The organism is Thalassospira sp. ABL2_045, from assembly GCF_056161285.1.
Genome location: NZ_JBSWYV010000010.1, coordinates 114,445 through 126,250, shown reverse-complemented (window position 1 = coordinate 126,250; position 11,806 = coordinate 114,445). Strand labels below are relative to the sequence as shown.

The 11,806-nt window shown below is 50.1% G+C and carries 10 protein-coding genes; 2 read left to right on the top strand and 8 right to left on the bottom strand.

The window, feature by feature from the left end:
* Positions 1 to 151: 151 nt before the first annotated feature.
* Positions 152 to 1,405 carry a tyrosine-type recombinase/integrase gene (locus ACXAIA_RS14960; RefSeq protein WP_475350028.1) on the top strand — a complete coding sequence of 418 codons (1,254 nt, stop codon included), beginning with the start codon at positions 152 to 154 and terminating at the stop codon, positions 1,403 to 1,405.
* Here the strand turns inward: ACXAIA_RS14960 and ACXAIA_RS14955 are convergent.
* Positions 1,402 to 1,758 (bottom strand): hypothetical protein, encoded by a 357-nt coding sequence (locus ACXAIA_RS14955; protein WP_475350027.1) that lies wholly within the window; start codon positions 1,756 to 1,758, stop codon positions 1,402 to 1,404. The genes ACXAIA_RS14960 and ACXAIA_RS14955 overlap by 4 nt on opposite strands.
* Positions 1,759 to 2,119: 361 nt before the next feature.
* Entirely contained in the window at positions 2,120 to 2,530 is a 411-nt protein-coding gene (locus tag ACXAIA_RS14950) for an MbcA/ParS/Xre antitoxin family protein (RefSeq protein WP_475350026.1), read from the bottom strand.
* 1,075 nt (positions 2,531 to 3,605) lie between these two features.
* Here ACXAIA_RS14950 and ACXAIA_RS14945 point away from each other — a divergent pair.
* Positions 3,606 to 4,181: a DUF6036 family nucleotidyltransferase gene (locus tag ACXAIA_RS14945; RefSeq protein WP_475350025.1), complete on the top strand. Its 576-nt coding sequence runs from the start codon at positions 3,606 to 3,608 to the stop codon at positions 4,179 to 4,181.
* 583 nt (positions 4,182 to 4,764) lie between these two features.
* Here the strand turns inward: ACXAIA_RS14945 and ACXAIA_RS14940 are convergent.
* From ACXAIA_RS14940 to ACXAIA_RS14915, 6 genes are read right to left on the bottom strand one after another with little or no spacing between them, the layout of a single operon-like run.
* Positions 4,765 to 5,514, bottom strand: coding sequence for a transcriptional regulator NanR (locus ACXAIA_RS14940; RefSeq protein ID WP_475350024.1), 750 nt, complete (start codon positions 5,512 to 5,514; stop codon positions 4,765 to 4,767).
* A 43-nt stretch (positions 5,515 to 5,557) separates the two neighbouring features.
* Positions 5,558 to 7,399: a D-apionate lactonase gene (gene apnL, locus ACXAIA_RS14935; RefSeq protein ID WP_475350023.1), complete on the bottom strand. Its 1,842-nt coding sequence runs from the start codon at positions 7,397 to 7,399 to the stop codon at positions 5,558 to 5,560.
* Between the two features lie 36 nt (positions 7,400 to 7,435).
* Entirely contained in the window at positions 7,436 to 8,461 is a 1,026-nt protein-coding gene (locus ACXAIA_RS14930) for a Gfo/Idh/MocA family protein (protein ID WP_475350022.1), read from the bottom strand.
* 6 nt (positions 8,462 to 8,467) lie between these two features.
* Complete coding sequence (locus ACXAIA_RS14925) at positions 8,468 to 9,544, bottom strand: ABC transporter permease (RefSeq protein ID WP_288349546.1); 1,077 nt, start codon at positions 9,542 to 9,544, stop codon at positions 8,468 to 8,470.
* Positions 9,541 to 11,115, bottom strand: a complete 1,575-nt coding sequence (locus tag ACXAIA_RS14920; protein WP_475347150.1) for a sugar ABC transporter ATP-binding protein — start codon at positions 11,113 to 11,115, stop codon at positions 9,541 to 9,543. The genes ACXAIA_RS14925 and ACXAIA_RS14920 overlap by 4 nt, the downstream gene beginning before the upstream one ends.
* On the bottom strand, positions 11,108 to 11,752 hold the full coding sequence (locus ACXAIA_RS14915) for a DUF2291 family protein (RefSeq protein ID WP_475350021.1): 645 nt from the start codon (positions 11,750 to 11,752) through the stop codon (positions 11,108 to 11,110). The genes ACXAIA_RS14920 and ACXAIA_RS14915 overlap by 8 nt, the downstream gene beginning before the upstream one ends.
* Positions 11,753 to 11,806 lie beyond the last annotated feature (54 nt).

Below are 11,806 nucleotides of genomic sequence, written 5' to 3'. Positions count from 1 at the left end.
AATCGAAAAATCAATTTAACCAACTGATTCTAATAATTTATTTTGTGAATCATAAACAACATGTTTATATAAAATTCGATAGTTTGAAAGTGGATTTTTGTAGATTCTGCTACCTATTTGCTACCTAGAATGAGAAAATGAGGGCGCTTGAGTGACAGCCAAAAAACAATCATTGAGCAATCTACTGTGCAAAAATGCGACGCCTGAGAGCAAGGAATACGTAATTTGGGACACCCAAACCAATGGGTTCTTTTTGAAGGTCACTCCGACCGGCCGGAAAACGTTTGGTCTTTATTATCGCAGCAGCACAGGCAAGCAGCGTCGCCCAAAGATTGGCTCCTTCCCTGAGATTAAATCCAGTGCCGCAAGAGAGATCGCACAACGTTGGCTTTATGAAGTTGCCGTGGGTAACGACCCGAGCGCGGATCGTTCAGAAGCCAGAAATTCAGCGGAACTGACAGTTCGCGATTTGGCCGACCGGCATATGAGGGAGCATGTTCAAGTCAAAAAGAAGGAAGGCGAGAGCCGCTCGAACGATGAACGCAATTTGCGCCTTCATATCCTGCCGGCCATAGGCGACAGGAGAGTCTCTGAGATTGAGCACGACGACATCTTCAAGCTACACCGACAGCTACAAGCCAAGTACGCCGTCAACGGCAATCGCGTTGTCTCCCTGCTATCGAAAATGTTCAACAATGCTGAACTTTGGAAAATGCGTGACTATGGCTCAAACCCATGCCGCTTCATCCAATTAGATCTAGAAGAAGAACGCGAGCGCGACCTTGAAGATTGGGAATGGATAGCACTCGCTAAGGCACTTGATGAATATGAGAAATATCAACTCGGCAATGTTGCGATCTGCTGGCTGATCAGGTTGATTATTTTCACAGGTACCCGGCGTGGCGAAATCATGAATGCCCCCTTGTCTGCAATCGACATGAAACGTGAAGTTCTCATTCCGCTCGACCACAAGGGCAGCACGCTTGGCAAATCGCGAAAAAAGAAGCGCAAGGAAATTGTGCTCAACAGTTTTGCCCTGAAAGTCATTGAAGACAGGCTCAAGCATCCGCGATGGAAAGACAATCCTTGGCTCATCCCTGGGCGGCCTGCAACAACCACCGATGGGTCTGTTATCCATAAACATATGATCAACCCGAAGAAGCCCTGGGAGAAAATAAAGAAAATGGCCGGGATCACGGATTTGCGAATTCATGACCTACGTCACGCATTCGCAACCGTCGGCATTGACGACAATATCGACATGACGATGATCCAGAAGCTGCTTGGCCATTCAAAAATTGAAACAACGATGCGCTATGCTCACCGACGACACGATGCACAGCGCAAAACACAAGACAGAATCGCAAACGCCATTTCAGCAAGGATGCGGGGAAGCGAGAGCTAAGCTGGGAATACCCACGTAGGCAACTTTACCCTGAGCGACTGACTAACCTCTTCAAGCATTGCTCTCGCTTCAAACAGTTCATCAGGCTCAAAATCATCTGGATCGAGCGTAGTGCGACTACCCACACGAAACTCAGCAAATTGCTCCACCAATGCGGCAGCGGGCAAGAGCGCCCTATATCCGTAGGTCGTGATTTCTCGGTACTCATCTTGGCATTTGGCCGGCACAACGGTCCAGGGCTCCAGCAACTGGAACCATTCTTCTCGCACACCAAACAAGTCGAAATTTCCCAGTGCACAGAAATCCCCGGCACCAGCCGGGCCCTTATCTGTTTTCTTCGGAAGAACAGCCAACTGAATTCTTCTGCAAGGCTGCGTGGTCCACCCATTCCCATGCAGAACCGAATGGCCAATGAGCACTGCCTCTGGATACACCTGAAGCAAAGCTTCACGTGTGTACTCCTCCTCAAGCAGAGAAGCACTTCGGCGCTTCTTCAATCGTTCGCTACCAACGTAAACTATCAGTTATGATCCGTTTCAAGATTCGATAATGTCAAAGAAAGCCCCAAACCTGATACATTCACAATCTCAAATATTCTTCCATTTTGTTGGTTTCTGCATCTCGGAGATGCTCGAACCAACAAAATGGAGGTTAAAGGAGGCCATATCTGTGAAGTTTGTCATGCTGCGGCGTAAAAGCAGAGCCAAGACATGCTCAACCGCCGCACTCAGCATTCAGGTACTCTCGGACGACAAGCAGGTCAGCCAAGTCCCCACGTTTCATAACATCCAGGGCACTGAGACCATCAAAGTTGGCATTGGGTTTCTTGACCCAATCATACCCGCGACTGGTATCGACGAACAAATGACGCAACCCTGCATGAATACCCATTAAAACAGCCATACGCGTCAGAGCTTCCTGCTCAATTGCGCTCGTGTCACCGCCCTTCAGAAGGTCCCAACTTTTTTCCGATATCCCGCCAAGAAGGATACGCGCCTCGGCATCCGAGATACGCCAGTGAGAGAACAGCTTTACCGTTGCCCTTGCAAGTGCTGCGGCTTCTGCTTCGGTGAACACGGGCTGCTCCAAACGAGCTTCAACTTTATCAAGCGGGTCGAACTCCACGTGTGCTCTCCAGCGACAATAAGTGCGCCAAACTTGGATTAACTTTTGCAGACATAAAGGCCACATCCAAGCCGACCGATCTGGCCAAAGCTCTCTATTCTAAGTGAGAGCAGTTTGCGCTCGAATAGGCCAACGTCGCAACAGCATTTTGCAGCACTCTGCTTACTGCACCTGTACTGTAATTATTTCTAAAGATGCACTGTTTCCTGACAACTTCCTGAAAAAACCTTTGTCGCACTTTTGTGCCTGAAAACAGTGCCCCAAAACACCCTTCTCCCTATGTTAGTGCGACAAACCTGATCAGGGTGTTAGTATGCCCACAAACTTGTATATCAGTTGTATACCCAATGGCGACCCAATCTATATCGAATATACAATTGGTATCGGTTGGATATAGTGTGCGTCGCCATCTAATGTCGGTTAGATATACATTTGGTATACAAATGCTCTCCGCAGCCTTTCCCAACTCCCGGATCAACTATTCTCACTAAGTAACATCAAGTCTGCCAGAGACGTTAAGTCATTGATGTTGCCGTTGTATATTGAATGCCATCTTTTGTGGCTATGTGAGACGGATACACTGGCTTTAGTCAACTGAACACAACACCATTACCAAAGCCCGAACTCTCGCTAAAGATGCTACTATTTAGAAGTATGGGATGTATCGAAAGCCCGATTGGGTGCACTAGGGATAGAGAGAAAGCATAACTGGGCGATTACACCCTTGTGAGCTATGTGTTGAAGATAACAAAATACCCACGGTCAGATATAAATGGACGAACGAGATCGCGAAGAACACTTATTGGAGCGATGCGCCAAGGTTGGACGCGGTACCGCTTCGTGCGCGTCCCCTTCGTCGGCGATGGAAGCCAATGCCTTCCGTGTGGCCGGCTTGATCCTCAGATCAAAGTTTCCCAACGAAGCCGATCGTCTACTAGTGGCATCGCAGAATTATTTTGACATCAATACGGATGAATTGGTGGAGACCGCAGAGGCTTTACGTCGAAACTGGGTACCAAGCCTGCCACGGTTCCGAGATTTCCTGTCTGTAAAATTCACTCAGGGAACCCGGTAAGTGATTGCACCTCGAAAACTTCATGTTGAAACGCCGTTGGCAATAGCGATGTTCAAGCTGATGCAGGAACTCGAGGGACGTCTTGGCCTCACAACCGAGGTAGATGTCTATTTGGCGGGCGGAATGGCGGCGCACCTCTACACCTGTTATCGATCAACTTCAGACATCGATGCAGAATTCAGCAGGTCTTTTCCGGTTCCACAAGACCTCATGATTGAGTTCGAGGGCGAAGATGGTCAATGCCAGGTGCTATATTTTGACACAAATTACAATTCAAGCTTCGCTCTAATGCATCGTGACTATCAGCATGACGCTCATCCGGTAACCGCATACAACGGTTACTTCAAGGTATTTACCCTCGCGCCGGTAGATCTGGCGCTAAGCAAGGTTGCGCGCTTATCACCGAGTGATAAGCAAGACATCGCGCGATTAGCTGCAGCCGGATTTGTGTCGTCGCGCGATCTGCAGCAGCGAGCCGATGAGGCGCTTGTCAACTACATCGTTAAACCAATTATGCTAGAGCACAATATTCAGGACGCAGTAGAGGTCGTGAAGGAGGCAGAGACAAACCCTTAAGGCTGACGTAACAGCCAGCTCTCCAGACGGTGGCCCCATCTGCCCAGCTGAACGAAACGTCACCCCACGCAGCTGCTGAGCCCCGATGGCTATGGTTGTCTTCACCGCCGAACCGTCATCGAAACTGACTTCGATATCGCGCCCAGTGTCTGCTTGGTTTTCTTAGCGCACCTAGATCAAGCGCACTGTTAATTCGCAATTGTGTTGATCTCCCCTGTTTGGAATGAAGTATTCCCTAATACTTGGTGCGGAGATGTGTAACGTGTAACAAAAGATGTCAAAAATCTGCATAATTGGCAGAAAAGCTGACATTTCTTCAAATCTAAATTCTTTAGTAGATTATTTGAGTCGAATTGCAGAGCTAAGGCACTTGATTATTGTTTCGGACCACTTCACCATGTACTCGGGAGATGACGGATCGTTATCCAACATTCAAATGCTGACCATCGGCTTCGACATGAGGTTCTGACGAAAAGAAATGCCTTGCTTTAACCGATCTAATTACTTTGAGAATTAATCGCGCCATTGCCACATCTGCGGACACTGAGACACTCACATTCGTTGCGAACTTATGATGTCGGGTTCAGCCTTCCCGATGACGATAAAGGTCATTGGAGCGATTCAAGTGTGATTGCATTTCCCGGGCGGCCTGTTCGGAGTCATGCTTTTCAATACACTTCACGATCTCGCTGTGCTCTCGAAGGGTAACATCTTCCTGACCTGACCAGATCAGCAAGTCGGTGTGGTAATTGAAAACCCAGTTCAGCATTGCTTCACTGACGGCTTGAAAAATCGGATTGCCCGAAATGCTCGATACCTTGATGTGAAAGGCCATATCACTCTTGATAAAGGCCGCCGCATCTCCAAGTTTTTCGCGCTGTGTTTCAATCAAACCTTTTAGGTCTTCAACGTCATCCACCGTCGCATTCAGCGCCGCAATCCGGACCATCCCCACTTCAAACAGTCGACGCGCCTCCTTGAGATGTTCAAGATTGTCAGGCGATGCTGACAACAACATGCGCGCAACCATATCCATCTGCCGGAACATCAGGTCTGCGGAAAGCTCGCTCACACGGGCACGTTCACCGTGGGAAATACTGATCAGACCCAAAGTATGCATGGATTGCATGGCCTCGCGAACTGCCGGTCGGCCGACACCGAAACGCTCCATTAAGGTGCGCTCTGACGGCATCAGATCACCTGACCCCAATTCGCCGCGCACAATCATCTCGCGCAGGCGTTCAAGCACCTGATCTGAAAGTTTGCGTCGGACGATTTTCTTATCGTCGCCTGTATCTGCCCAACTATTCATACGAATGTGGTTCCGTGCCATTCTGAAGTTAATCTTGTTGTGCAAACTTCTAGCGTATCTCCAGTCAATTGAGAACCTCGGAGCAAGGTAATTCGAGTTGCAGCATTCCATAAGCGTCAAGCGCTTGGCACCCTGCCAAACCGCCGATCTCCACATTGACTGATTGCTTGGTGAGATTGGCCATCAGAACCCTGACAAGGGCCCCATCCTTTTCGGCAACAGCCGCAACCTGTTTTGGATCATCGACACGGCAAGGCAAAACCGGTTTCCCTGCCATTTTTGAAAACGCCTTTATGACCTCGCCGATTGGCAAGAGATTTGAATTTTCAGCATCAACAATACCGCGCGCACCAATCAACCCGGCTGGCACCCAACGGCTAATATCGTTTGCAGAAACCTGCATTCCATAGCCAATTGCCCAAGCCGCCCCAAACTGTTCCCGGTGACGGGGATCGTCATGGGTCATGCAAACCTGATCTCCATTCGGATTGGGAAATGTGCGTGAACCATAAGGGTTCTGGCGCATGGCAATGGTGGTCGGCCCCAAACGATACTCTTTACCCGAACCAAGAATGGCGCGAGCGGACCGGAAAATATGCGGTAAGGTTTCCAGCGTTTCCATGACACTCTCGTCATCTGCCGCATGGACAATGGGATTGGTCGCATGGGTGACGAAATCAAGCATCTCTACTGGCGGCCGCTTTCGGTTAAGTTCCGTAAAGTAGCTAAACATTCCCCCGCCCAACGAAATATCGGGGAAGGCCTTTCGGGCCGCGTTATAGATATCAGCAAGGGGCGGGCAGTCCGGCCATTCACTTCCTGGCGGCGTTGATTGCCGATCGACCGATGGGCACACCAGCAAACTGTCCGGCTTGAAACCAGCATGCGCCAGATCGTATTTTAGCGCCCTGAATTCCTGATCAAGATTGCCATCACAGACGACCACATATTCAAGTTCATATTGCGCATCAAATTGCTTTTGAAGAGCCGCAAATGACGATAAATCCTGCCCGACATGCCCAACAGTCCGATCGTAATGACACAGCAGAACCTGCGGGCTGACCTTTCTCAAAACATCCAGACACCCAAGAGGTTGATTTGCCTCTTCGGGCGTTACCACCAAGCCTGTTTTCGGGAAAACGTTCCCTGAACCAATTTCTGGGATCACATGGATCGCCGTATCCTCTGCCTTGCCTTTCCTTGGGGGCAGTCCTGCTGCCGATCGGGCCGAGCTGCCTTCGATTGAAAGCTCTATCGATTGCGTGTTTGTTTTCGCACCGTCCAAAAGATACGGCCAAGGAAGTTCAATCGGGCGCACATAGCTTTTAAAAGAGGCATCAGACCAGTTCCGCTGATCCTCCATTTCAAATTCGTCCCCCAGGAAACGACAGATCGCCGTCAGTCCCGCATCGGGATAGTGCGTCAACGCGCGGATGGATTTGAAGGGTTGCCACGGCTCAATCAGATCGGGAAAAATGGTATCTTCGAGATCACCATTGCAATGCTCAACCCTCACAGGCTGCCCGGCAACGCCCTCAATCGGATGAAGCACATTAAAGCCGCATCGATTGGTTTCAAAACCTCCATCGGGCGTGGCATCAACACAAAAACGAAGCATCCCATCTGCAGAGCCGCTGATTTCAGCTTTCAACACAAGTTCAACACCGCTGTTGCAGCATGTTGCACCATAGGAAATGCGAAAACTGTCAGAGTTTTCGTCAATGACGATATCTGACAACACCAGCGAAAGTGTTCCCCAGTCCCGATCTCGCACGACATAGGAAATGGCCCGCAATATTTCTATCCCGTGATAGCGGACATATCTCAGGTAGCCATGTTCAAAGCGCACTTGCAGCGGCCCTGCTTTGAGGGTCCTGACAGGACTTGCTTTGCTGACGTTGCTCATCAATTCATAACCTTTGGGTAACCTGGTAAAAGATGATCATCCATTTCCGACCTTGACCACCTGCAGGCCATTATCCGCCGACTGATAGGCACCATAAACAAGCGCCAGTGTTTTCAGATTGTCATGCCCTGAGGTTTCTGGCTGCCGGTTATCGCGCAGACAATCAACAAAGTGTTGCTCGATATTGAAAACGCTTTCCTGAATGTTGTGCCATGGCTTTTCTGCCCAGTGCAAAAGTGGCGGCGCGACGTCGATGTGCCGTGTGCCATCATGGTTGTGACACATCAGCTGATACCCAGAATTCAGGCGCAAACTCCCTTTGCTGCCATCAACCTCAATCAGGGTTTCAGGAAAATTTTCGACCGGCAGGCTTGTGGCATAGCTGCAATCAACAATACTCGTGATGCCGTTGTCATGATCCAGCATCATGGTTGCAACATCTTCGGCGCGAATATTGGGATTAACGCGTTTTGTCCTGGCAGAGATTGAACCAACATCCCCGAACAGGAACCGGGCAATATCCAGAATATGGATCCCAAGATCCTGAATGATGAATTTTTCATCCGTCGCAAGATATGGCTGCCCGGAATAAACATCATAGGCAGACCGGAAACTGACACGTCCCCAAAAAACGTCTCCGATGCCCCCCTCGTCGATATGCGTTTTGACGGCACGAATTGCTGACTGCCAGCGGAAGTTTTCATGCACCATCAAGGTGACACCGGACTTATCGGCCATTGAAACCATTTTGGCCGCATCATCCATCGACGAGGCAAAAGGCTTCTGGCAAATGATATGAACGCCAGCTTGTGCCGCCATCTCAACCAATGGCAAATGTGTTTCTACTGTCGTCGCGATATCGACAAAATCCAACTCTTCGTTGGCAAACATCTCTTGTGCGTCGGTATAAGTGTTTTCGATACCAAACCGTTTCGCGGTTTCGCTCAGGCGTTGTTCATCGCGGTCACACAGTACGGTAATGTTAACATCATCAATGTCACGCCAGGCGCACAGATGATTTTGTGCAAAGAACCCGCATCCAATTAAAGCACCTTTTAACATACAGATTTATCCTTCCTGTTTGCTGAGTGCTGCCTGCTGCTGCAAGGCGACTTTCGCCTGCAGACGCTGCTGTGCCTGATCGACGACCACGGCGGCAATAATTACCAGCCCCTTGATCACGGTTTGCCAGAACGAACTAACCCCCATCATGACCAAACCGTCAGAAAGAATACCGATCACAAAGGCACCGATGATGGTTCCGGCAATACGCCCCCGTCCCCCGGACATCGATGTCCCACCAAGAACCGCCGCAGCAATTGCGTTTAATTCGAATGTCTCGCCGGTTGCCGGATGGGATGCGACAAGCTGGGATGAAATCACCAACCCGACAATTGCCGCACAGAACCCGGAAAACATATAGACGAACATTTTGACACGGTTGACCTTCACGCCCGACAATGCGGCCGCGTGTTCATTTCCCCCAACCGCATAGATGTGACGACCAAGCGGAGTCCGACCTGCGATATAGGCAGCACCGCATCCAACCGCGATCAAAATCCAGATTGATACCGGTATCCCCATAAACGCACCCGACCCCAGCACACTTAGCCCGTTAGACCCATATTCCGGGTTACCGACTAAATTCGGGAATGTCGCCCCATCAGAGGACAACAAGGCGAGCCCCCTTGCGACATATAGCGTTCCAAGGGTCGCGATGAATGGCGCAACATTAAGCTTGGTGATCAAGGCACCGTTTATCGCCCCGAAAAGCACACCAACAAAAAGCGTGATCGCAAATATTTCAAAGATATTGAAATAGAGCGTGTACCCGATTCCGAGATCAACACCGTTCAGGATCAGCCACCCCGCAACCATGCCGCAGAGCCCAACAATTGAACCAACCGAAAGGTCAATGCCCCCGGTAATGATGACAAAGGTCATCCCAATCGCAAGGAACGCGTTCAAGGCCACATGTTTTGACATGATGACAAAATTTGCCGCGCTTAGGAAATTCGGGGCTGCAAACGCAAAAAACGCAAAAACAAGAATAAGCGCAATAAATGTGCGCAGCTTCAACAGAAGCAAAAGCCAAGTCTGATTGCTGTTTCCTGACGCCGTTCCGGCCGATGCGATAGATGTCATATCTGCAACTCCCTGTTCTCAGCCGTTTTCTGGCTTGTTGTTGTGTGACCGACTGCAGATGCGGCAATGATCTGTTCTTCGGTCGCTTCTTGCTGGGTAAATTCCTTGATCACCCGCCCCTTTGACATCACCAGAATTCTGTCAGAAAGAGACATCACCTCTTCAAGGTCAGAGGTCACAAACAATATCCCCAGACCATCCGCGGCAAGCTTGCGCATTTCTTGAAAGACTTCGCCCTTTGCCCCGATATCAATGCCGCGACTTGGTTCATCCATCAGCAGCAATTTGGGGTTGGTCATCAGGGCTTTGCCGATGACGACCTTTTGCTGGTTGCCACCTGACAATGAGCTGACCGGATTTTCGACACTTGCAACCTTGATAAACAGGTCGCGCACCATATCTGCGACGGCCTTACGCTCTTTCTTGATGCTCAGGTACCCGCGTTTGGTAAATTTCATCAGGCTGGACAGCGACATGTTTTCACGGATCGGCAAGATTTGAACCAGTCCCGCACCTTTTCGGTCCTCCGGGATCAAGGCAATTCCGCGCTCTATTCGCCCCGCCACGCTGGTTTCATCAAGGGGCTTTCCATCAACATAGAACTTTCCGGTGCACATCGGATGCTGGGCCATGATGCATTCGAAAAATTCAGACCGCCCTGCCCCCATCAATCCATAAATGCCAACAATCTCGCCAGCCTTCAGGGAAACAGAAACGCGATCAACAACAAACCCGCCATTCTTGCTTGGCAGGCATATGTCTTCGGCCCGGAATACTTCTGCACCAAGTTGATGGGTCAGTGATTTTGAGAAATCCTTGGACGCAGCACCGATCATGTTGCGCACAATCCAGCTGACCTCCACCCCCGCCATCGAACGCGACCCGGTAATGCAGCCGTCACGCAACACCGTGATGTAATCCCCAATCCGGATAAGCTCTTCGAGCCGATGGGAAATGTAAATGATTCCCACACCAGACTTTTTAAGATCCTTGATCACACGGAAAAGAATTTCCACTTCAGCAGCACTGAGCGCCGATGTTGGCTCATCCATAATCAGAATGCGTGCATCCTGTGCGAGGGCCTTGGCAATTTCGACAATCTGCTGTTCGCCGATACTTAATTCGCCCACAAGTGCATCGGGGGAAATGTCGTGTTCCAGCCGTTTCATCAAGCTTGCGGCTTCTGCCTGCTGGTTGCGGCTGTCTATGTCGACACCTCCGCGTGTTTTTTCCCGCGCAATGAAGATGTTGTCGGCCACCGTCATGTTCGGGAACAGATTAAGTTCCTGAAAAACGATGCCGATGCCATGCGCCGCGGCAGCACGTGTATCGGCAAACTGAACCCGTTTGCCATCCACCGCAATCTCGCCGGACGTTAATTGTTCAACCCCGGCGATGACCTTCATAAGGGTCGATTTCCCGGCACCGTTTTCACCGACAAGGACATTCACAGCCCCCAGCCTGACATCAAAGTCGACTTCATTCAGGGCCAACGTTCCCGGATAAACTTTCGTTGCCCCCCGCACCGTCAGTCCGATTTGATGTTCTTCGTTATATGAAAGATCATTCATTTCCGGCCACCTCGATTTCAACCGGGGTAATCAGAACGGTGTCGTCGGGTTTTCGCATTGTAAATGCGCCGGTAGCAGCAACAGATTTACCGACCAGGCCCTCAAGCGACAGATATTTCAAAACAGTGTCAAAGGCCTTGGTATTTAGAGCACGCGACAATTGCGCAAACTCAATCTGATCGGTAAAGGACGTAAAATCGAAGAATGGCAAAACATCACGCAACGTCGTACCACGGATGACCGGGCCAAGCTGTATGACGGCGTCTGCACGCCCATCCCCATCGATATCAACATCTGCGGTCGCTGCCCGCGTGTCTGTTTTTGCAGCGACGATTTCACCCTCAATCCGGGTGGCGAAGTTCCACGGGCTGCCCTCGCTGGATGGACGATATCCAAAAGAGTTACCGGCAGCATCGAGGTCATCCCCAAGCGCTGCCGAAATGTCAGCGAAATCAGCACCCGAACTCTTAAGGTGCGGGACAACCCGATCTTCCCAAATCCCCTCTACCAGGGCAGGCATATCTCCATAAGACGAACCTGAAACAGTTGCCTTATTATCATTTTCTGCATCGTTCTTTACCAGTTGGCATGCCTCAACCGAGAACACCAAAGGCAAAAGCAGAAGCAATTTTATCATTGGCCCAACGCGCTTCAAGCTGGCCTCCTTCAGAAGATTGCACAACTCAATCTC

Excerpts from the sequence above, each read along its gene's own strand:
- ACXAIA_RS14920 (WP_475347150.1), bottom strand. The coding sequence starts at position 11,115 with ATGAATGATCTTTCATATAACGAAGAACATCAAATCGGACTGACGGTG.
- apnL (WP_475350023.1), bottom strand. The coding sequence starts at position 7,399 with ATGAGCAACGTCAGCAAAGCAAGTCCTGTCAGGACCCTCAAAGCAGGG.
- ACXAIA_RS14940 (WP_475350024.1), bottom strand. The coding sequence starts at position 5,514 with ATGGCACGGAACCACATTCGTATGAATAGTTGGGCAGATACAGGCGAC.
- ACXAIA_RS14930 (WP_475350022.1), bottom strand. The coding sequence starts at position 8,461 with ATGTTAAAAGGTGCTTTAATTGGATGCGGGTTCTTTGCACAAAATCAT.
- ACXAIA_RS14915 (WP_475350021.1), bottom strand. The coding sequence starts at position 11,752 with ATGATAAAATTGCTTCTGCTTTTGCCTTTGGTGTTCTCGGTTGAGGCA.
- ACXAIA_RS14925 (WP_288349546.1), bottom strand. The coding sequence starts at position 9,544 with ATGACATCTATCGCATCGGCCGGAACGGCGTCAGGAAACAGCAATCAG.